Raw genomic sequence first — 20,320 nt, 5'->3', positions numbered from 1 at the left:
ATATGAACAACGTGATCTTCCCGGACCGCAGGTGGGCTATTTGCCGTCGATTTTCAAGCCCCATTAGGTATTGAACCGGACTTGAAAGGTCATCAGGCGATTCTAAAGCGCCGCGATCATGTCGATGTGGGGAATATCGTCTTCCAAATAGACTTCGGAAACCGTCCGAAACCCAAGGGATGCATAGAATTTTTCCAGATGAGCCTGCGCGGAAAGGTGCACTTCCCCAGTTGGCGCAATTTGCCGCGCCTTTTCCATGCCCGCCAGCATCAAGTCGCGGCCAAGACCAAGGCCGCGATGGGACTGCGCCACAACAACACGGCCAATCCGGATCGCACCATCGCGGCTCGATGACAATCGGATTGCGCCCGCGAGAGCACCGGTTTCCTCATCCCGCAGGAAATAATGCTCTGTGTCCGGGTCTTTGCCGTCAATTTCCGGGAAAAGGCAGTCCTGTTCCAGCATGAACACATCCTGCCGCAGCTTTAAGAGATCATGTACGTCCCGTGGGCTCAAAGCGTCAAATGCGTTCCAAGCGCCGTTAAGCTTATTCTTCAAAATTGTCTCCACAGATCGCATGAGTGCTCATTTTCGCCGATAGGTCACAAATGTGAACGGTGCACTGTCTTTTTCCGTTTGTTCTCCGGATACCCGGGCAGTTTCCGACCAGATAGCCCTATCAATCTCAGGGAACCGCGTATCTCCGATGGGTTCGGCAGCGACCTCTGTGATTTCCAGACGATCAGCCAGGTCCATCGCTTGCGCATAAATCTGACCACCGCCGATGATCGCTGTCTCATCCGCTGATGTGTCTGCGGCAATTTCACGCGCGCGGTCTATCGCACTCCGTAGAGAGGTCGCCGCTTCGGCGCCGCCCGGCTTATAGTCAGGATCCCGCGATATCACGATGTGCGGACGGCCGGGCAAAGGCTTTCCGCCAAATGACAGAAACGTTTTCCGGCCCATGATGACAGGCTTGCCCAAGGTCATGGCTTTGAAGCGCTTGAGATCGGATGACAACCGCCAGGGCATATCATTGTCGGCGCCAATGATCCCGTTTTTGGCCACAGCAGCAATTATGACAATTTCAGGCAAGACGCGCTCCCACTCGATTCTTTTGGTCAGCCGGCTCGTTACACGGGTCTTGGCCGAAAAACGAGTGCTTTCTAATCTGCAGCGCTTCTGCACGGCACGGGCTTGACCTTCCTGCAACTGGAAGCCCCACCCTATCCTCCTATAGTTCTTAGGACGACCGGTCTGGCTTATGAAGCTGGATCATGCCGGCTCCTATGCTCGACCAAACCTTTATAACCGTGACAACAGCATGAACAGAAGACAGTTCCTACAATCAGCATCTTCCGCCGCAGCCCTGTTGAGCATGCCGCGTTTAGCGATGGCGGCGACTGATGATGGCTTCCTTCAGCTGGAAGCCGTCAAAGGGCACGGCCGGCTTTACGGCGAAGATGGCGGCCTGTCCGATCTCTGGCTCTACAACGGGAAACTCCCCGGACCGGAAATCCGTGTAAAGCGCGGGGAGCGGGTCAAGGTTCGCTTCAAGAACAGCCTTGACGAACCGACATCAGTCCATTGGCATGGTATCCGGATCGACAATGCCATGGATGGTGTTTCCGGGCTCACGCAGGCAGCTGTGCAGCCCGGTGAGACCTTCGACTATGACTTTGTCGCCCCGGATGCTGGAACATACTGGTATCACGCCCATCACATGAGCTGGAACCAGGTGCCACGTGGGTTGGCCGGTCCTCTCATTATCGAAGAGGACGACAATCCCTTCGCGCCGGATGCCGACATCATCCTTTCGCTGTCCGATTGGCGATTGGACGATAATGGCCTGCTTGATACGGCGAGCTTCGGTGCCCGGCATGATTTCTCTCATGCTGGACGGCTTGGCAACTGGTTGACCATCAACGGCACATCGCTGCCCGACATCCCGGTTACAAAAGGCCGCTGGCACCGTATCCGCATGATCAATACTTCAGCCTCTCGTGTACTTGATCTGGCCCCGTCCCGTTTTGGCGCCAAGGTTATCGCACTGGACGGTCAAGGCTTCGAAACAGCCAGAGACATTGACGGCGTCATACAGCTCGCGCCCGCCCAGCGCATGGATCTTGTGATGAAGCCAGACAGTGCAGGCCCGATCCCGTTTGAGATGATGACAGGCCAGCCTTTCACCTTTGCCAATTTCGTTGTGTCCGGTGAGACAGCAGAGCCGGAGGAACTGAGAGTTCCAGCGCCCAACTCTCTCCCAGAACCCGATCTTGCAAACGCCCGGTCTTTCCCGCTCGATATGGCGGGCGGCGCCATGGGCCGGATGCATTCGGCCACAATGAACGGACAGGAAATGACCATGCGGGAGTTGGTACAGGCCGGAAACTTCTGGGCATTCAACGGCCAGGCGGGCATGGGCAACAAACCGCTTTTCTCAGCAAAACGCGGTGAGACAATCGTTTTGGAAGGCACCAACAACACCGCCTTCCCCCACGCGATCCATCTACACGGCCATCATTTCCGGGTTCTGGAGCGCAACGGCGAGAAGCTGGCTCACCCAGACTGGCGCGACACGTTTACAACCCAGCGCGGCGAAACCGTGAAGATTGCATTGGTCGCCGACAATCCCGGCAAATGGCTGGTTCACTGCCACATGCTTGGCCATGCGGCCTCCGGTATGATGGATTGGTTCGAGGTGGCATAAATCCTTTATCCGCAGTGGACCGCCGCACGAGACGGGTGGCGCGAGTGGGCTCGTTGCGGCTATGTTGGCTGCATATCAATACCTGCTCATCCAGATTGACTGCTTCTGTGACCACATCAATTTCAGTTTTCCCGGCAACCCGCCTTGGTTCAGCTCTAGCCCGGTGCTCTTTTGACTGACCCGGATCAAACGCAAATTTTTCCGGCGGCGATGACAGACGATATTGTCGCTTCATCCCGCGACGGTATCATCACCATTGATCCCCATGGGGTACTGACGTCGTTCAATCCCGGTGCTGAAGCAATCTTTGGGCTCACGGCAACCGACGTGGTCGGCCTAACAGTTGCTGAAGTCTTCCTGCCGCTGGAAGATCTCGACGCCTTCACAGACTGTGTGCTTGAGGCTGTCCGGCAGCCGGACAAGGAACACGTTGCAACGATCAGCCTGGAACGGCCGGAGGGTGTGCTCCACCTCAGTGTCCGGACGGTTTTGCTTCACCGGAAAGGCTCCGATGAACGCATTGGTGTCCTGGTGATGCTCGCAGATGAAAGTGAGCGGGTGGAGCTTTTGACCCGAACGGCCGACCGCGAACGCGAGCGCGCATCAACGGGACGTTTCATCGTCGCGATCCTTACAATTTTCAGCGTGTTCACCCTCCTCCTGGAGCCGATCCAGAAACTCGCACGAGCACATTTCTACGATCTTGGTCCGGTGATCGCACTCCTGACACTTGTCATCATCGCATTTTTCCTTGACCGCTGGTCCTCACCGGAAAGCCGGACCCTGAAGCTCAATCTGCGCCCGGAAAGGCGCTACGTGGTTGAGAGTATTGTCTGGTCGCTGGGTTTCTGTGTCCTGATGACGCTCGGCAAACTGATCTTCATTTCACTCGCCCGCGAGGATGGTGCCACGCCACCTGAGCTCTTCAGTTTCCTGGTTCTGGACGACGGAACCCGGGTCCGGGAGCCCGGGCTGTTTCTCATCGCTTTGGCAATCTATCTGGTTTCGGTGCTGTTTCAGCAATTTGCGATCCGCTGCGCCATCCAGGCACCGCTGCAGAGTTTTCTTACCGGCGTGATCGGCCCGGCGGGCTGGGTGGCCAATCTGGTATCGACACTTCTGTTTGCGGTTCTTCATGCCCACCTAAACCCGCTCGTGTCGCTCGCTGTAATAGCCCCGTCGCTTCTTTGGGGCTGGTTGTTCATGCGCTCCGGCAGTGTGGTCCCGTCAATCATTTCCCACGCCATCATCGGTGTTTACGCGATCTTCATCTTGGGGATATTCGCTGGTCTGGACCAAGTATGAGCCGCAACCGGAATTTTTCATGATCAAGAACGCAGCAAAGGCCGGAAAACGGCCAAAGGTTTTGATCGTGAATGCCTATGTCGATCCGTGGCGGTCTGCGGCCCCGATGCGCTTGTTTATTCCGCGCGCGATGGCACCCTATTATCTTGCAGGCCGGCTGGATAAATCCCGAGCGGATGTGCGCGTCTATGACGAAGTCTATCACGGAGCGCTACTCAATCCCCGTTTGTTTGACTGGCCGGATATGGTCATTCTGACCGGGTTGACGGCTGCCTTCGACCGGGCCCGGCAATTGTCTGCCTATTTCAGGAATGCCCGGTCGGATGTCACGGTCGCAATTGGCGGACCGATTGCCCGCGCACTGCCCGCCTTGTGTGCCGACGTCTTTGACTATGTCTGTCAGGGCGATGTCGAAACCTTCGATGATTTGATTGACGAGACACTCGGGGCAAATTTCCGGGCAGAAAACCCCGCTCCCCGCTTTGATCTTGCGGGCTGGTCCTACGGCCTCGGATTTGTCGAGACGACGAAGAACTGCAATTTTAAGTGCGCCTTTTGCTCCCTCACCGGCGAAGGACGCGCCTATCAGTCTTATTCCTCGGCCGAGATCACCAGCCAGCTCGAGGCTGGCGGCAAGACTTCCATGTTGATGGTGCTGGACAACAATTTTTACGGCAACAACCGCGCGGATTTCGTGCGCCGGACAGAGCTCCTCGGTGACCACTGGCGGCGCGGCAGATACCGCGGCTGGGGCGCGTTGGTCACAGGAGATTTCTTCAAGAACCCGGAGAATTTGGCCATCATCGCCGCCAATGGCTGTAAAGCCGTGTTTTCAGGCGTTGAATCGCTCGATCCGGCGGTCTTGAAAGCCTACAATAAAAAGCACAGTCTCTCGTCCGATCCGAGATCACTCGCGCGGCTCTGCGCCGAGTACGGGATCCTGTTCGACTACGGCATGATGCTGGACTTTTCGCATCAGACGATTGCAGAGATCGACGGCCAGATCGACGGATTGCTTGCCAGTCCGGAAACACCGCTGCCTGCCCTAATGTCCTTGACCATTCCGATCCTTGGCACGCCTCACTTTGATACTGCCGCCAATGAAGGGCGTTTGATGCCGAATATGCGTTTGGCCGATATGGATGGTCAAAAACTGGTGGAATGGCCGAAGGAACCGCTGGAAGAGGTTGTTCCGTATCTTGCAAACCTTCTGCAATTCAAAGGCCGGAAGCTCGCATTTTCCCGCCATGCCGTGCGCCATGCGTGGTCCCGGCGGCAGTCGTTCGACACGCTGCAAACCTTGATCAGCATGCTCGGCCCGATCGTTCGATATGCCGGCGGTGTCCGTATCGGAGATTACCGGCAAATGCGCCAGACGTGGCGCGAACCAAAACGTACCTTCAATGCGATAACCGATCCTCTGAGTGTCGCCTACCAGCCAGCGCACCGGATGGACGCAAAATTCGCTAAGGATTTCCAGCCGCTGTTCCTGACCGACGCGAAGGGGCAGCTCACCCAGCCAATTGCCGACGCGACCAGCTCGCCGCTGCCACCGACAGCTCATGAATTGCTGAAAAGCGATGTGGCTTAAAGTGCAAATAGGCAGACGAAAAGGTCAAACATTGTACTCGCTCAGATCCTGAGGCGCATGCAGCAGTGTGGTGTCGTATTTCGGCAGATCGTCCGTCATCTGGAGCCAGGGCAGCTTGCTTTTGTAGTTCACATGAAATTCAGGTTTGAAGTTCTCAGGGTGCTCCAACGTCGCTGCGTAGAGATGCATGCCCCCTTTGTAGTGTTCGGCCTCGAAGGCCATGGGCGTGCCGCACGTTTCGCAAAAGTGTCTGTAGACACCTTTTGAACTTTCTAGGGTTCTTGGTGTCGCGCCGGTCCACTTGAAATTCTTTAATGGCACGCCGAGCCAGGCAACCACCGGTGCTGCGCAATTGCGGCGGCAATCATCACAGTGGCAATAGCAGCTCCAGGTAACTTCGCCGACGAATTCCCAACTGGTCTTCTTGCAAAAGCAATGCCCGCGCGTCGTCATGTCCCCTCCCGCATTCTCAGAACTCAGCCCGGCCTGCCAAGGCTCATCAAGTCTATCGCAGAATGGAAGGCAATTAACGCCCAAGAAAAGACAGGCGCTTTCGCCAATCCGGCATCTGGAGCATCCGGGTTAGAGTCTCGCTGTCGATCTCATACGGCAATCGGCGCGGCGATGTGCGGATGCGGGTCGTAGCCGGTCAGCTCAAAATCTTCATATTTGAACGCAAAGAGATCTCTAACGGCGGGATTGATCTTCATTTCAGGCAGTGCACGCGGCGTCCTCGTGAGCTGTTCGCGTGCCTGATCGAAATGGTTGGAATAAAGGTGCGCATCACCAAGTGTATGCACAAAGTCACCGGGCTTGAGGCCCGTGACCTGTGCGATCATCATCGTCAGCAGGGCGTAGGATGCGATGTTGAACGGCACCCCGAGAAACACATCGGCTGAACGTTGGTACAGCTGGCAGGAGAGCTTGCCATCGGCGACATAGAACTGAAAAAGTGCGTGGCACGGTGGGAGGGCCATCTCGTCTACCAGTGCCGGGTTCCAGGCAGAGACGATGAGCCGACGGCTTTCCGGGCTTTTACGGATCATCTCCAGAACGTTCGAAATCTGATCGATTGACCGGCCATCAGGAGCCGGCCAGGAGCGCCATTGATAGCCATAGACCGGGCCCAGATCACCGTTTTCATCGGCCCAATCGTCCCAGATTTTGACGCCGTTTTCCTTCAGGTAGGCAATGTTCGTATCACCGGCGACGAACCAAAGCAGCTCGTGAATGATCGAGCGCAAATGCAGCTTCTTGGTCGTAACAAGCGGGAAGCCTTCAGACAGGTCAAACCGCATTTGGTGGCCAAATACAGAGCGCGTTCCGGTTCCCGTCCGGTCGCCCCGGTCGACGCCGTCGTCGAGGATCTTTGAAAGGAGATCGTGATATTGCTGCACGGCGGGCGCCCTTCGTCATACTGCCGGAAACGTATCGCTAATTTCGCAGATTCTGCCGAAAACGCACCCCCTGCCCCGGACTTTCCCCAGATCCGGCAACAAGGAATCCAGCTCAGGACCCGAGCCAATCTGTGGATGATTTCAGCCAACCAAGCGCCGGCGACGTGGCAAAGCCCTTTCAATTCAATCCGAAAGTGACTATATCGAGGGGGCTGGTTCGCCAGCTATGGCAATAAATGGTCAGTGTAATAAACCTATCGGACCCGGGGGCGGTACCCGGCGCCTCCACCCAAGCCCATAAGGCTTAAACCTTTGAACCCATATGGGTTTCGGCGGGGGCGAAACAGGATCGACGAGGGCGTAAAGACTGTGCTTTTGCTCGGCATTGTACCACCGTTATCGGGCTATCTCAGTAGTTGCAAATGACAACACTGCTATGGACAACGCTGTAGCTGCGTAATGCGGTTCCGGTAGTCCACTAAGTCCTGTTGGTTAGCCCCTTCAGGCGGGGTTCGAAGGCACCTGGCAACAGAAGCCTTCACTTCACACTCTTCCCCCCCCAGCAAAGCGAAACATTGGCACTGCCTATCGCCGCCCGCTCCATAAAGCGCTATCCTTGGAAAAGGGCCTTTCCTTTTTGAACCTTGCCCGTCAATGTGCTTTTCTGAAATGAAATTCAAAGTGAGATTCGACTGAACACGATGTCTGAAGACCTGTTGCGATACGATATCCTGATCCAGGATGCCCTGCGTGGTGCTGTGAAGAAAATCCTTGCGGAGGTTGGACGCACCGGTCTGCCCGGTGACCACCACTTCTACATCGCGTTTGAAACGACCGCACCGGGTGTGAAAATCTCCCAGCGTCTAAAAGAGCGCTACCCGCAGGAAATGACCATCGTCCTGCAGCACCAGTTCTGGGATCTGGCGATCGGCGAGCATGCCTTCGAGGTTGGCCTATCCTTTGGCGGCGTGCCGGAAAAGCTGCTGGTGCCCTTCTCCGCAATCAAGGGCTTCTTTGATCCTTCCGTTCAATTCGCGCTAGAATTCGATCCTGGCAAGACAGCCGAGGAGCTCCCGGAAGACTTGCTGGAAGCGGTCGAAGAGCTTGCGAAGGCGGAACAGGAAACCACCGAGAAGCTGATGACAGCGGACAACAAGCAGGATGATGTTCCTGCGGTAGAGGCTGAGAAAAAAGCCAAAAAACCGGATCAAGACACGGAAGACAGTGACGGCGGCGGTGAGGTTGTCTCGCTGGATGCATTCCGGAAAAAAACCTGACCTTCAGGAAAAGGCCATGAGCGCCGAGATTGTCAATCTGCGCCAGGCGCGCAAGCAGAAGCAGCGGCAAACCAAGGAAAAAACCGCCGAAAGCAACCGCCAGAAGTTTGGCCGGACCAAAGCCGAACGCAAGGCGGACCGCCGGCGCCGGGACATGCTTGAAAAGCAGGTCGATGGCCATAAGCTTGACGGTCCGGCCCCAACGCCGCCCGGCGACGACTAAACCTTATGGCCCTCCAAAAAAGATCTGTTTCCCTGCACGGCCACCGCACCAGTGTGGCTCTGGAAGCGGAGTTCTGGGCGGTCATCGACGCAGCCGTAAGAGCCGAACATCGCTCCCTTGCCAGCTTGATCGCAGAAATAGACGACACGCGAGATCCGGGTGATCCCCTGTCTTCTGCCATACGCGTGTGGGTGCTCAAACGGGCGCAATCCCGCGCTGATCGACAAGCTTAAGTCATCACAGCAAAATTGGGGTCACTGACCTGCTGGGATACCGAACTGTCCGCTTAAAAGATCCTCGATTGTGATCGGGCCATCAAGAGGCGGGAGGTCCGAGGCGGGTTTGGTTTCAGGCGCCGCGGATGCGCCGGTAAGGTCCAGATTGTCGTTCGACGCATCAAGCACGGCCCGGATCCGGTCGGTCAGCGGGATCGGGTCCTCCGCTGGAGCAGTGGCAGGGCTGGAGGCAGTTTCAACGGGTTGAGTGTCAGGCACAGCCGGGGTCTGCTCGCTGTTCTGCGTTTGCTCCTGCTCCTGGCTCTCCTGCTTAAGCCGTTCTTGTTCCAAACGAAGACGTTCTTCTTCTGCCGCCTGTGCAGCTGCTTCTGCGGCAGCGGCAGCCTCAATCGCTTCCCGCTCGCGCCGGACTTTTGCTTCAGACTGGCGCTTGAGTTCACGTGTCAGCCGGTCCCGCTCCAGAATTTCTGCCTGGAGGCGTTCCACCCGCTCCACTTCCTGCTCAAACGCGCGCAGCGTCAGATAAGCCGTGAATGGTGTGATATCGACACTGCGCGCAGGTGCCTCGACCGGCCCTTCGAACAGCAACCCGATCTGTGGCTCGGCGCCGGTGACGGCATTCTCACCCGGATCGACCTTGAGCGAGAAATCCGCATCGAGGCCATAGGTGTTGAGATCGAGCTGCGCCGATCCAAAGACTTCAGCCTTTTCCGCATCAACCACAACGTTGCGGGCAGAAAGACGGCCGCCAACCAGCGTCAGTGTTCCTTCCACCTTTTCAAAGGGCAAGCTGCCAGCAGACATATGGCTGAGGAAAACCTCTTCGATCTTGTCGTCCTGCAAGTCGAGACCGGCATCGACCGCCCGGGTCACCTGAAGAAAGGCCTGCGGGTTCAACCGCTGAACCGTGCCGTCTTGAAGCGTAAAGGATCCCCCACCATTCAACCCTGCAACGATTGCCGCGATCGAACGGCCAATGCCTTCAAATTCGAGATAAAGATCGCCTGTCCCGGAGACAACCGCCCGGCCATCCGGGCGCCAGGACAGCTGGCGAAGATCCGCGCCGGTCAGCTTCACCCGGCCAGATGCGGCCCCTTCTGCCTCCGAGCGGCGGAGCGACAGATTGCCGTCAAACTTGCCGCCTGCATAGGTGCCGTTCAAACCATCAAGACGCAGAAGCAGCGGCGTTAAGCGGAATTCGGCCCGTGCAGATTGAAGGGCCATATCTTCATCGAGATAAAGATCGTCGGCCCGCAGATCCAGCGTCACATCCAGATCATCCAGAAGCGGCGCACCAAAGAAGGCCGTTGGCCAAACGCTCGATCCATCACCAAGCTCGTACCATTGGTCCGGACCGAGCACCAGTTCGCTCAAGGCACGCAAATCCATCTGGCTGACGTTGAGCTCTCCATTGAAACGGCGGTTCCGCTCGCCTGGAACCGGCGTCAGATCGCCTTCCAGCCGGCCATCGAACCGGGTGTCCTGGAACGTGCCACTGAACGACGGTACTGCCAGACTGGTGCCAACCCCTTCAACGGTCGCCGTTATAGTCGCAGGCAAGTCACCAGCCATGACCGGCAGGATACGGCCGGAAAGCAACGCAAGCGGTGTCAGATCAGGCGTTTCCAGCGTCCCGGTCAAGGCATAGGCGGCTTCCTCACCTGCCTTAAGGGTCAGTATTCCGGTGGTCTCAATCTTGGTATCGCCCAGCCCAACGGTACCGCGGGCGTCTAGACCGTTGGAGGGAATGCCCGAGACTTCCGCCAAAATCCGCGCTTCGCCGATCGCCTCAACCGGAAGAACATCAAGGCCGAGTTGCTGCAAAACCGCGCTGCCATCCGCCCCGGTCATGGACAACAACACCCCCACCTCGGCGTCGTGCCAAGCATCAATCCGACCCTCCAGATTGGACCGGACAGCAACCTCCGTCCCTCCGGCAGTGCCGTTCAATTCAATGGAAAGATCAGTGCCGTTAGCGCGTTCCGCAGCTTGCAGGGACGCATCGAACTGGGCCGGAACGAGGCTATCTGCCGCTTTTTCCAGCCGGTCAATGAGCGCCGAGTCCGGAATCACTCCCTTGACCAGAGTCATCAGCCCAGACAGATCCCTGGCATCAAGCGTCCCGGAAACGGCCCCGCTTGGAGCTGTCAGAAGATTGCGGACATCGCCCGTTACGTCAATCCGGGCACCGGCGAGATCAGCAGCGAACAGACGATCGATGCGCATGTTGCCATCCGCATACTCGGCCTCAAACGCCAACCCTTCCCCGGCGACGCCCCTTCCCCGCACCTCGCGTGCCTGCAGGCGCAGCGACACATTGGTGGACCGGCTCTCACCGGATGATGCTTGCGCTGTCGCCCCCCGGAACGGCCGCATCAGGGCCGTCAAAGTCTCCATCTGATCGAGATCCAATGTATCTGCATCAAGAGACAGGGAAAACTCGGCATTGCCACCGCCCCGCGGTTGCCTATACGCAAGCCCGCCGCGCGCTTCCGAGCCGGCAACTGTGAGACGCAAGTTATCAAGTGCAGCACCTGCCGGCATCAGGTTCAAACGTCCTTCAACTGCAACTGGTTCCAGAACCGCGGCGCCACTTTCCTGGCTCTGCCACCAGCTGAAAAAAGTCGCAGGCTGATCGGAACGAACGGAGACAGCACCCCGGTAGGTCAACGCCGGTTCAAGACCGAGGTCCCCTTGTGTTGCGACCATGGTGCGGCCTGGCAAGCGGCCAGCAAGCCGGGCAATCCGCCAGCCCCCCAGCATCGTTTCAAGATCAAGACGCACATTTTGAATGATGCCGCCCCCGGCAACAACAGCCGGGACATCCAGCGACAAGGCGCCATCGATTGTCGGCAGTGGCACGGCCCTCAAGGCACTGACAAGCCGCTGTCCGGCGGCATTGATGTCGACTGGTGCTTGTGGACCGCCACCCAAGAGGCGATCCAAATCCACTTGCTTCGACTGCGCACGAACTTCAAAACGCCGGTCACCGGAATAAACCAGATCCGCCTCGCCCGTCATGGCGAGCCGTTTGTCTTCCGGTCCGAACCGGAATTCGAATTCGGGCACAGCCACTTCCGCGATATCAGCGGAGAACTGGCCATCAACCGACCAAGTGTTTGTATCGCCTTCGTCCAGCGCCACGGAGGTTATGTCGAACGCTCCGTCAAATCGGGGAGCGGCATCCGTCTCGCTCAAGGCGCCATCAAAACTGAAGGTCACCGGTCGATCCGTGGGGGTCACATCGCCTTTGAGACGCAGGCTTTCATTGTCGCGGATGCGGCCTGAAGCAAGGCTGACCGTATAGGCGCTCCCGTTCAACGTGAGACTGCCGTCGGCCCGGAAGGGGCCGGCCAATGTACGCGCGCTGACGGAGAGGTTGCCATTATCAAGACTGTGCGTCTCGCCCGTGCGGGCGTCGATCACTGAGATCGCCCCATCGCGGATCGTGACCTTCTCAAGCGCCACGTCTTCGGGAGGCAGGTCTGCAAGGGCGCCGTCCGCCGTCACCGCGGTCAGCCAATCCAGCCGGCCCGCCTCATCCAGAGACAGGGTCAGGTGCGGCCGCTCAAGGGCCATGTCGACGACCCGGAACTCACCTTTCAGAAGCGGCGGCAATTCAACACGCATGTCAAACCGGGAGACAACCAGCAGCGGGTCTTCCGCTTCACCGACACGGACATCGGAGAACCGGATATAGGGCGCAGGCAACAGGCGGAGATCCGCCTCCCCAAGAACGGTTACGCGGTGTCCAAGCACTCGGCTTGCGTAGGTTTCAAAGGTCGACCGGTAGATGGTCCAATCAATGAAAAACGGCCCCACCAGTGCCGTAATCAGCACCAGGACCACTGCAATCCCGAAAGTAATGTAGACCGAGTTCAGGCTGTATCTCCTTAAGGTTCAGCCAATCGCGCCAACTGATGTCCGGTTTTGTGCCTGCTTGTCAGGCCAATCCGGATCTGAAAACAGCCAGCCTCTTCCCCTGTTATTTCTCCGATTCCCTACACTATCATGACTGCCGCACAACGTGATCTGCCAGAATCGCGTAAATTCGCGAATTACCTTTGTCCGGCGAGCCGCAGGCAGCCATTCTTGAAGCAGTTTGGGAGCCTCTGCGATTATGCACCAGAGCTTTATGGCAAGATCTTGCCCGGGTTCATGATGTTATCCGGATCAAGAGCCTGTTTGATCGCCTTCATGAGACCCAAAGCGTTGCCATGTTCGCGCTCCATGTATTTGCGCTTGCCTTGACCGACCCCGTGTTCACCGGTGCAGGTGCCACCCATGTCGATGGCCCGCAAGGACAGCCGCTCAACAAACGCCTTCGCACTGCGCACTGCCTCTGCATCCTCCATATCAACGAGCACCTGAACGTGGAAATTGCCGTCCCCGACATGACCGACGATCGGGGCGAGCAAGCCTTCTGCCTGAATGTCGTCCGCAGTTGCCTGAACGCAGTCCGCCAGCCGGGAAATCGGAACGCAGACATCGGTGACCATGATATCTGCATCCGGCTTGAGCGACTTCCCAGCCCAATAGGCATCGTGCCGTGCCGTCCAAAGGCGAGTGCGTTCTTCCGCCGCTGTTGCCCATTTGAACGGCCCGCCGCCGAGCTCTTCTGCAATGGCGGAGAACATTTCCGACTGTTCTTTCACGCCCGCTTCGGACCCATGAAACTCCAGGAAAAGCGTTGGGGTTTCGGCCAGATCCAGCTTTGAATAATTGTTGCAGGCCCGCACCTGCAAACTGTCCAAAAGCTCGATCCGGGCAACCGGCAACCCCATCTGGATCGTGCTGATAACAGCGTTACAGGCCGCCTGGACATCCGGGAACGGGCAAACGCCGCCGGAAATCGCTTCCGGCTGGCCGTGAAGGCGCAAGGTGATTTCCGTGATGATGCCGAGCGTGCCTTCCGAGCCGACCATCAACCGGGTCAGATCGTATCCTGCGGAGGACTTTTTCGCTCTTCCGCCGGTGTGGACGATCGACCCATCCGGCATCACAACGGTCAGGGCGACTACGGCGTCCTTCATGGTCCCGTATCGCACGGCGTTGGTGCCGGACGCCCGGGTCGCCACCATGCCGCCAATGCTGGCGTCCGCGCCCGGATCAATCGGGAAAAACAAACCTGTGTCCCGAAGGTAGCTGTTCAGCTGCTTGCGGGTCACACCGGCTTCAACGACGCAATCCAGATCTTCCGGGTGCACGTCCAAAATCCGGTTCATTTGGCTGACATCGATGGAGATGCCCCCGTGCGGAGCATTCACGTGCCCCTCTAGCGAAGTCCCCGTCCCAAAGGGAATGACCGGTACTTTGGCTGCGGCGCAAAGTTTGACGATGTCGGCAACCTCTTCTGTTGTCTGCGCAAACACAACGGCATCCGGCGGCTGAGTCTCGATCCAGGTAGTGGTGTGCCCATGTTGCTCGCGAAGCGCTGCGGAGGTTGCACAGCGTTCGCCAAAGCGGTCCTTCAGTGCCGAGACGAGTCCCTCGACCCCGGCACTCTCGGTTGAACTTTCAAGTGTTTGGGCCGCTCCCGCCAATTCCGGCATTGTCATTTTCTCCGTGGACATGTCTTTTGTTCGTGCTTTTTCATCGCCTATGTTAGCTGCACCTTACAGCAAAAAACCACTGGTCAACGGTCTGAAAATGCCGCAGGCCGATCATATTTGGAGGAGTTTTTCATGCCGATAGCCTGGAGGCCGGAGCCGGTGCGGTGCGATGTGATGACCGTTAAGGACGAATGGATCGACTATAACGGTCATCTGAACATGGCCTACTACAACGTCCTCCTGGATAAGGCCTGCGATCAGGTGTTCGAACAGCTTGGCCTTGGCCCGGAGTATGTGAAGGAGCGCAATGCCTCGTTTTTCACCGCAGAAGCCCATGTTTGCTACGTTCGGGAACTCAGCGCCGGAATGCCCGTGATCGTCTCTCTGCAGCTGATCGATTTCGATGAAAAACGGGCTCATTTTTACGAGGAAATGCATCACGCTGACGAAGGCTGGCTCTCCGCGACATCCGAACAGCTCTGTCTGCATGTGGATATGGAGGCCAGAAAGGTCGCGCCATGGCCGGAAGACATCACGGCAAACCTGCAAGCGCTTGCAGACGCGCACAGCTCGTTGCCCCGTCCGGAGCGAGCCGGACGGCATATTGAGATCAAAAAGAAGAGCTAGACCTTAAATTTCAGCACAAATTGCAGTGATTTAGGGCGTTTATCGGTCAACTTGACCTGTATTTTGCGCACGACTCGGGCGACACTAATAGACGTTAAAGAGTAATGTGCCGTTTCGCCAGCGGACCGACAGAATGCGCAAGATACTAGACGCCGCGAGCCACCTGCCCGACATCTTGATCAGCTGGATCACGCCCAACGTGCGCCAGTACCGATCCAGCCGCCTGCATGTCGTCTGGTTGCTTGCACTTGTCGTCGGCGTTCTCGTTGCGATTGCCGCCATCATCTTTCGGACCCTGATCGGACTGATCCAATTGCCCTGGCTGGGAACGGCCACCGAACTCACAATGGAGGCCGCGGCGGCTCAGCCCTGGTGGGTCATCTTGGCGGCCCCCACCATTGGCGGCCTCATCGTCGGCTGGATCCTGCAGAAATATCACCCGTATCAGCGAGCCGGCGGTGTGGCCGATGTCATTGAAGCGCGTGCATATGGCGGCCGGGGGTTACCGCTGAAAGCCGGGCTGTGGTCTGGTCTGGTAACTGCGATCTCGCTCGGCGCCGGCGCGAGTGCCGGACGTGAAGGACCCGTTGTCCACCTCGGTGCCACGATCGGCGCTGCCATTTGTTCGAAGTTCTCGCTGCCCGACTCTGCCCGGCGCGTCCTTTTGGGCTGCGCTGTTGCCAGTGCGGTCTCAGCCTCGTTCAACGCGCCGATCGCAGGCGTCCTCTTTGCTCACGAAGTGATCCTCGGACATTACGCCGTTTCCGCTTTTGTGCCGATTGTTCTGGCATCGGTGATGGGCACATTGATCGTCCGCTGGTGGTTTGGCGATGTCGCCGCTTTCGTGATCCCGCAATATGAGATCACGTCTTATCTTGAGATCCCGGCCTTCGCGCTTTTAGGCCTGACATGTGCGGCTGTGGCCATCATTTTCCAGTTCGCGCTGATCGGGACGGACTGGACTGCCCGCAACATCACCATGCCGCTCTGGCTTCGCCCGGTTCTGGGCGGACTTGCCGTCGGCACGATGGGGATCTTTGTTCCCGGCATCTTGGGCGTCGGGTATGAAGCCACCGACCTTGCGCTGAAGCATGAGTTGCCGCTTCAGACCATGCTGATCCTGCTGGTGGCGAAGACCGCGGCAACGGCCATCACTCTCGCCTCGCGGTTTGGCGGGGGAATTTTCTCGCCGGCGCTTTATCTCGGTGCCATGACCGGCGGCGCCTTCGGCTTGATTGCGGCATCCGTGTTCCCGGAAATGGCGTCCAGTCACGGGCTTTATGCGATCCTTGGCATGGGCGCGGTGGCGGCGGCGGTTCTTGGCGCACCCGTCTCCACGACGATGATCGTCTTCGAGCTGACCGGCGGCTATGCGCTTTCAATCGCGCTGCTTCTGTCTGTCTCCATCGCAACTGGGCTGACGCAGGCGGTCCATGGCAAGTCCTATTTCCATTGGCAGCTCGGCATGCGCGGGTGTTTCGTCAACGAGGGCGCACACCGTCTCCTCAGCGAGACTGTGAAGGTGCGCGATTTCATGGATCCGCCCCCGGACAACGAAGACCCGGACGCCCTCAAGTTCGATCCCGGCTCCGACGGCCCTTATCTGCATGACACAGACAGTCTGGAAAGCGCGCTGAAGAGTTTCGACGCCTGCGGAAAGTCATCGCTGCCCGTGGTGCGCAAGGGCAATGCCACGCGGATCATCGGCACAGCCCGCCACGTCCGCGGTCTGCGCTACTTCAACGCCGCCTTGATCAAGGCGACGAAGGAAGAACATGTTTGATCGGAGATCAGCATCCGAAACAACCGGACCCGCCCGTCACTACGGGTATACAATTGACCGCTACGTTTCATAGGGAAACTGATAGTCAGACAAAACTTGCGTGCCAGCGCCACATTGTATACATACGCACACAATAATTACTGCGTGTGAGAGAGCCGCGAAAAGGCTGTTTCGGACCGTCCCTTCCAGACCTGACAAGAGGCCGACATTCCATGACCAAGATCAAGGTAGACAATCCGGTTGTTGAGCTCGATGGCGATGAGATGACCCGGATCATCTGGGCTTTCATCAAGGACAAGCTGATCCACCCCTATCTGGATATTGATCTGCACTACTATGATCTGTCGATTCAAAAGCGCGACGAGACCGACGATCAGATCACCGTCGATGCGGCCAACGCCATCAAAGAACACGGGGTCGGCATCAAATGCGCGACCATCACCCCGGATGAAGCCCGTGTTGAGGAATTCGGCCTGAAGCGCATGTACCGGTCGCCGAACGGCACGATCCGGAACATTTTGGGCGGCGTGATCTTCCGCGAGCCGATCATCATGCAGAACGTGCCCCGCCTCGTGCCGGGCTGGACCCAGCCGATCATCGTCGGCCGACATGCGTTTGGCGATCAATACCGCGCCACGGATTTCACCTTCCCCGGCAAGGGCAAACTGACCATCAAGTTTGTCGGCGACGACGGCACCGAGATCGAACGCGAAGTCTTTGACGCGCCCTCCTCCGGTGTCGCGATGGCCATGTACAATCTCGATGACTCCATCCGCGACTTCGCCCGCGCTTCTCTGAACTATGCGCTGGGTCGGAAGGTGCCGTGTTACCTCTCCACAAAGAACACCATCCTGAAATCCTATGACGGCCGCTTCAAGGATCTGTTCCAGGAAATCTACGAGGCTGAGTTCAAGGACAAGTTCGCCGAGGCCGGGATCTGGTACGAGCATCGCCTGATCGACGACATGGTCGCCAGCGCCCTGAAATGGTCCGGCGGTTATGTCTGGGCCTGCAAAAACTATGATGGGGATGTTCAGTCCGACACGGTAGCCCAGGGCTTCGGCTCACTCGGCCTGATGACGTCGGTTCTGATGACACCGGACGGCAAGACGGTGGAGGCGGAAGCTGCCCACGGTACGGTCACCCGCCACTACCGCCAGCACGAAAAGGGCGAGAGCACATCGACCAACTCGATTGCCTCGATCTTTGCGTGGACCCGAGGGCTTGCGCACAGAGCAAAGCTGGACGGCAATGACAAGCTGGCCCGCTTTGCCAAGACGCTGGAGACCGTCTGCATCAAGACCGTTGAAAGCGGCTACATGACCAAGGACCTGGCGTTGCTGGTAGGCCCGGATCAGGGCTGGCTTACGACCACCGGCTTCCTCGACAAGATCGACGAGAACCTGCAAAAGGCGATGGCAGATCTATAAAGGCCGGCTCCGGCGGCGGGACACACCCGAAGCCGGGGCTTCCTTGCTTTCACAGTGAAAAGCCTGCTTCGTCTATTTCGCCTGCATTTTTGAGACCATCTTCAAGACGGCCCGGCGCGGCAGCAGCGGGACCACCCAATTGAGCGAGAAGTCGAGCGCCTTCTCGTTGATCGCAACAAGCTTGCCGGCCATCATGGCGTCATAACCGATCTTTGCAACGCTTTCCGGTGTCGCGCCCGAGCGCGTTAATTGCGTGCCTTCAAGATCAGCAACCTTGGCAAACTCGGTTTCGACATATCCGGGTGCCAGGACGGTCACCTGCACACCCTTCGGCTTCAACTCTTCATTGAGCGCCTGCGAATAGGAATTTACGAAGGCCTTGGTGGCGAAATAGACGGCCTGCGATGGCCCGGGCATGAAGCCGGCCGTGGACCCGACATTCAGAATATAGCCCTTTCCGCGCTGGGCCATTTCGTGTCCGAACAACCGGGTCAGCGTCATCAAGGACATTATGTTCAAATCGACCATCGCCTGCTCGCTGGCAAGCTCCCGCTCGATGTGATTGCCCCGGCCGCCAAAACCGGCATTGTTGATCAAAATGCCAACTTCAATCCCTGCCTTGGTAACTTCCTCGTACAGCGCTTGCGCAGCTTCGCCCGTCCCCACATCCCGCGCAAAGACATGCACCTTGATGCCATGTTTTGCCTCCAGCTCTGTTTTCAACTGTTCGAGAGCGTCTTCACGGCGGGCAACGAGAACCAGATCACCGCCTCTAATGGCATGATAACGGGCAAATGCGGCACCGATGCCTGAAGAGGCTCCGGTGATCAGAGCGGTGGCGGTCATGGTCTTTCCTTTCAAGCTTCACGGAAAAGTATACTGATGAGTTTACTTTTCCGCAAATGCTCATTGCCGGCCGCAATTTCAAGTGTCTCTGATCAGATTTTCGTTTTCAGCCGAGTGCAAAACTGACGGCGGCCTCGGCATGCAGCGCTGTTGTGTTGAAGGCCGGAACGGAAAAGTCAGCTTCTGAAACCAGCAGCCCGATTTCCGTGCATCCGAAAATAACGCCATCAGCCCCAGCAGCGACGGCGCGGTCAACCACGTCAAGATAACGCGCCTTGGAGCGCTCCAACACGTCTCCCTGACAAAGCTCTTCGTAGATGATCCGGTGCACCTCCGCCCGGTCATCAGCCTTCGGGATCCGAACCTCAATCCCGTGTTGATCGCGCAGATGACCTTTGTAGAAGTCCTGCTCCATCGTATAGGCGGTTGCGAGCAGCAAGGGCGCAGTGCTGCCTGCTGACTTGATTGCCGGTGCCGTTGCATCGGCAATGTGAATGAGCGGAATGTCGACTGCGTTTTGAACCTCTCCGGCCATTTTGTGCATGGTGTTGGTACAGATCACCAAGCACTCGGCACCGCCGCGCTCCAGGTTCTGCGCTGCGTCGATCATGAGGCGTGTTGCCCGTGCCCAGTCCCCATCGGACTGTGCCTTGGCAACATCAGCAAAATCGAAAGACCAAAGCAGGCACTTCGCCGAATGCAGGCCGCCCAGCCGGTCCCGCGTCATCCGGTTCAAAAGCTGGTAATATGTGACTGTGCTTTCCCAGCTCATACCGCCGAGCAGACCAATGGTTTTCATGACTGACTTTCATCTTCAAGCGTCCGCGCCAGGTGGACATCTTCTTCCCAAACGGAAGCTGGTTGAATCAAATTCTGAACAAAGCCGGTTTTTATATGCATTCCAGAGGCTTGTCAGCGCGCTCTTATGTGCGGCCTGTCTCTTGACCCTGCCCCCGGCTGCACACGCACAACCGGTCCAGGAACCGGCACGGGGCACTGCGGAACGTTCGGCCATCCTCAACGCGATCCGCCCGCTCGCAGAAGCTCATTTCGGTGCACCGGTCGAATTTGTGGTGAGCTGGCTTCGTGCCGGTGGCGGCTGGGCCTTTGCCGGCGTTGCGCCGCAACGCCCCGGAGGCGTGCCGATTGACCTGCGCAATACCGTCTACGCCAGTGAGGCGGACTACATGGACGGCCTTCAAACCTATGTTCTGCTTCGCTATCAATATGATCGCTGGAATGTAATTGATTTTGCCGTCGGCCCGACGGATGTCTTCTGGCACGGCCATCCGCTCTACCGGCAGGTCCCACCCGGATTAACGCCCTGATTGTCATTTGCCGCG

Annotated in this window: 18 protein-coding genes and 1 other RNA gene; 11 read left to right on the top strand and 8 right to left on the bottom strand. The window is 57.8% G+C overall.

All coding sequences use genetic code 11. The features are described from left to right. Positions 1–102: 102 nt before the first annotated feature. Together ACQY4Z_RS20265 and ACQY4Z_RS20260 are read right to left on the bottom strand one after the other, a co-directional pair. Complete coding sequence (locus ACQY4Z_RS20265) at positions 103–558, bottom strand: GNAT family N-acetyltransferase (protein ID WP_428524312.1); 456 nt, start codon at positions 556–558, stop codon at positions 103–105. A gap of 27 nt (positions 559–585) precedes the next feature. Continuing rightward, the gene (locus ACQY4Z_RS20260) at positions 586–1,095 is read right to left on the bottom strand and encodes a dihydrofolate reductase (RefSeq protein ID WP_428524310.1); all 510 of its coding nucleotides are present in this window, start codon (positions 1,093–1,095) and stop codon (positions 586–588) included. Between the two features lie 229 nt (positions 1,096–1,324). Here ACQY4Z_RS20260 and ACQY4Z_RS20255 point away from each other — a divergent pair, with 229 nt between their 5' ends. The 3 genes from ACQY4Z_RS20255 (at position 1,325) to ACQY4Z_RS20245 (ending at position 5,606) form a co-directional block, all read left to right on the top strand. Next, the gene (locus ACQY4Z_RS20255; protein WP_428524308.1) at positions 1,325–2,710 is read left to right on the top strand and encodes a multicopper oxidase family protein; all 1,386 of its coding nucleotides are present in this window, start codon (positions 1,325–1,327) and stop codon (positions 2,708–2,710) included. 210 nt (positions 2,711–2,920) lie between these two features. Next, positions 2,921–4,015, top strand: a complete 1,095-nt coding sequence (locus ACQY4Z_RS20250) for a PAS domain S-box protein (RefSeq protein ID WP_428524306.1) — start codon at positions 2,921–2,923, stop codon at positions 4,013–4,015. Between the two features lie 19 nt (positions 4,016–4,034). After that, positions 4,035–5,606 (top strand): B12-binding domain-containing radical SAM protein, encoded by a 1,572-nt coding sequence (locus ACQY4Z_RS20245; protein WP_428524304.1) that lies wholly within the window; start codon positions 4,035–4,037, stop codon positions 5,604–5,606. 24 nt (positions 5,607–5,630) lie between these two features. Here the strand turns inward: ACQY4Z_RS20245 and ACQY4Z_RS20240 are convergent, their stop codons facing one another. Continuing rightward, entirely contained in the window at positions 5,631–6,059 is a 429-nt protein-coding gene (locus ACQY4Z_RS20240; RefSeq protein WP_428524302.1) for a GFA family protein, read from the bottom strand. A 149-nt stretch (positions 6,060–6,208) separates the two neighbouring features. Further along, the gene (locus ACQY4Z_RS20235; RefSeq protein WP_428524300.1) at positions 6,209–7,003 is read right to left on the bottom strand and encodes a thymidylate synthase; all 795 of its coding nucleotides are present in this window, start codon (positions 7,001–7,003) and stop codon (positions 6,209–6,211) included. 172 nt (positions 7,004–7,175) lie between these two features. Here ACQY4Z_RS20235 and ssrA point away from each other — a divergent pair. The 4 genes from ssrA to ACQY4Z_RS20215 all read left to right on the top strand — a co-directional run bounded on the left by ssrA (position 7,176) and on the right by ACQY4Z_RS20215 (position 8,736). Continuing rightward, positions 7,176–7,546: a transfer-messenger RNA gene (ssrA, locus tag ACQY4Z_RS20230) on the top strand. Positions 7,547–7,704: 158 nt separating this feature from the next. Next, on the top strand, positions 7,705–8,280 hold the full coding sequence (locus tag ACQY4Z_RS20225) for an SspB family protein (protein WP_209174036.1): 576 nt from the start codon (positions 7,705–7,707) through the stop codon (positions 8,278–8,280). 16 nt (positions 8,281–8,296) lie between these two features. Next, the gene (locus ACQY4Z_RS20220; RefSeq protein WP_428524298.1) at positions 8,297–8,503 is read left to right on the top strand and encodes a DUF4169 family protein; all 207 of its coding nucleotides are present in this window, start codon (positions 8,297–8,299) and stop codon (positions 8,501–8,503) included. A 5-nt stretch (positions 8,504–8,508) separates the two neighbouring features. Then, complete coding sequence (locus ACQY4Z_RS20215) at positions 8,509–8,736, top strand: ribbon-helix-helix domain-containing protein (RefSeq protein WP_428524296.1); 228 nt, start codon at positions 8,509–8,511, stop codon at positions 8,734–8,736. 21 nt (positions 8,737–8,757) lie between these two features. Here ACQY4Z_RS20215 and ACQY4Z_RS20210 read toward each other — a convergent pair whose 3' ends face one another. Both ACQY4Z_RS20210 and ACQY4Z_RS20205 read right to left on the bottom strand, forming a co-directional pair. Next, positions 8,758–12,579, bottom strand: a complete 3,822-nt coding sequence (locus ACQY4Z_RS20210; RefSeq protein ID WP_428524294.1) for an AsmA family protein — start codon at positions 12,577–12,579, stop codon at positions 8,758–8,760. Between the two features lie 293 nt (positions 12,580–12,872). Beyond that, positions 12,873–14,297 (bottom strand): FAD-binding oxidoreductase, encoded by a 1,425-nt coding sequence (locus tag ACQY4Z_RS20205; RefSeq protein WP_428529618.1) that lies wholly within the window; start codon positions 14,295–14,297, stop codon positions 12,873–12,875. Between the two features lie 126 nt (positions 14,298–14,423). On the opposite strand from ACQY4Z_RS20205, the gene ACQY4Z_RS20200 reads away from it, so the two are divergent. The 3 genes from ACQY4Z_RS20200 to ACQY4Z_RS20190 all read left to right on the top strand — a co-directional run bounded on the left by ACQY4Z_RS20200 (position 14,424) and on the right by ACQY4Z_RS20190 (position 18,131). Further along, the gene (locus ACQY4Z_RS20200; protein ID WP_428524292.1) at positions 14,424–14,918 is read left to right on the top strand and encodes a thioesterase family protein; all 495 of its coding nucleotides are present in this window, start codon (positions 14,424–14,426) and stop codon (positions 14,916–14,918) included. A gap of 133 nt (positions 14,919–15,051) precedes the next feature. After that, positions 15,052–16,701 (top strand): chloride channel protein, encoded by a 1,650-nt coding sequence (locus ACQY4Z_RS20195; protein ID WP_428524290.1) that lies wholly within the window; start codon positions 15,052–15,054, stop codon positions 16,699–16,701. A gap of 212 nt (positions 16,702–16,913) precedes the next feature. After that, positions 16,914–18,131, top strand: a complete 1,218-nt coding sequence (locus tag ACQY4Z_RS20190; RefSeq protein WP_428524288.1) for an NADP-dependent isocitrate dehydrogenase — start codon at positions 16,914–16,916, stop codon at positions 18,129–18,131. 72 nt (positions 18,132–18,203) lie between these two features. Here ACQY4Z_RS20190 and ACQY4Z_RS20185 read toward each other — a convergent pair whose 3' ends face one another. Together ACQY4Z_RS20185 and ACQY4Z_RS20180 are read right to left on the bottom strand one after the other, a co-directional pair. After that, a complete protein-coding gene (locus ACQY4Z_RS20185) occupies positions 18,204–18,977 on the bottom strand; it encodes an SDR family NAD(P)-dependent oxidoreductase (protein ID WP_428524286.1) in 774 nt (257 codons plus the stop codon). 106 nt (positions 18,978–19,083) lie between these two features. After that, a complete protein-coding gene (locus tag ACQY4Z_RS20180; RefSeq protein ID WP_428524284.1) occupies positions 19,084–19,776 on the bottom strand; it encodes an aspartate/glutamate racemase family protein in 693 nt (230 codons plus the stop codon). On the opposite strand from ACQY4Z_RS20180, the gene ACQY4Z_RS20175 reads away from it, so the two are divergent. Further along, positions 19,775–20,305, top strand: coding sequence for a hypothetical protein (locus ACQY4Z_RS20175; RefSeq protein ID WP_428524282.1), 531 nt, complete (start codon positions 19,775–19,777; stop codon positions 20,303–20,305). The genes ACQY4Z_RS20180 and ACQY4Z_RS20175 overlap by 2 nt on opposite strands. Positions 20,306–20,320: the final 15 nt, after the last annotated feature.

Source organism: Roseibium sp. (assembly GCF_965276855.1).
Classification (GTDB): Bacteria; Pseudomonadota; Alphaproteobacteria; order Rhizobiales; family Stappiaceae; genus Roseibium.
This window is presented reverse-complemented; position numbering and strand designations above follow the sequence as displayed.

Bases quoted from the DNA above. Each gene is read 5' to 3' on its own strand.
- ACQY4Z_RS20255 (WP_428524308.1), top strand. From the start codon at position 1,325: ATGAACAGAAGACAGTTCCTACAATCAGCATCTTCCGCCGCAGCCCTG.
- ACQY4Z_RS20250 (WP_428524306.1), top strand. From the start codon at position 2,921: ATGACAGACGATATTGTCGCTTCATCCCGCGACGGTATCATCACCATT.
- ACQY4Z_RS20245 (WP_428524304.1), top strand. From the start codon at position 4,035: ATGATCAAGAACGCAGCAAAGGCCGGAAAACGGCCAAAGGTTTTGATC.
- ACQY4Z_RS20240 (WP_428524302.1), bottom strand. From the start codon at position 6,059: ATGACGACGCGCGGGCATTGCTTTTGCAAGAAGACCAGTTGGGAATTC.
- ACQY4Z_RS20225 (WP_209174036.1), top strand. From the start codon at position 7,705: ATGTCTGAAGACCTGTTGCGATACGATATCCTGATCCAGGATGCCCTG.
- ACQY4Z_RS20220 (WP_428524298.1), top strand. From the start codon at position 8,297: ATGAGCGCCGAGATTGTCAATCTGCGCCAGGCGCGCAAGCAGAAGCAG.
- ACQY4Z_RS20215 (WP_428524296.1), top strand. From the start codon at position 8,509: ATGGCCCTCCAAAAAAGATCTGTTTCCCTGCACGGCCACCGCACCAGT.
- ACQY4Z_RS20205 (WP_428529618.1), bottom strand. From the start codon at position 14,297: ATGACAATGCCGGAATTGGCGGGAGCGGCCCAAACACTTGAAAGTTCA.
- ACQY4Z_RS20200 (WP_428524292.1), top strand. From the start codon at position 14,424: ATGCCGATAGCCTGGAGGCCGGAGCCGGTGCGGTGCGATGTGATGACC.
- ACQY4Z_RS20195 (WP_428524290.1), top strand. From the start codon at position 15,052: ATGCGCAAGATACTAGACGCCGCGAGCCACCTGCCCGACATCTTGATC.
- ACQY4Z_RS20190 (WP_428524288.1), top strand. From the start codon at position 16,914: ATGACCAAGATCAAGGTAGACAATCCGGTTGTTGAGCTCGATGGCGAT.
- ACQY4Z_RS20185 (WP_428524286.1), bottom strand. From the start codon at position 18,977: ATGACCGCCACCGCTCTGATCACCGGAGCCTCTTCAGGCATCGGTGCC.
- ACQY4Z_RS20175 (WP_428524282.1), top strand. From the start codon at position 19,775: ATGACTGACTTTCATCTTCAAGCGTCCGCGCCAGGTGGACATCTTCTT.
- ACQY4Z_RS20180 (WP_428524284.1), bottom strand. From the start codon at position 19,776: ATGAAAACCATTGGTCTGCTCGGCGGTATGAGCTGGGAAAGCACAGTC.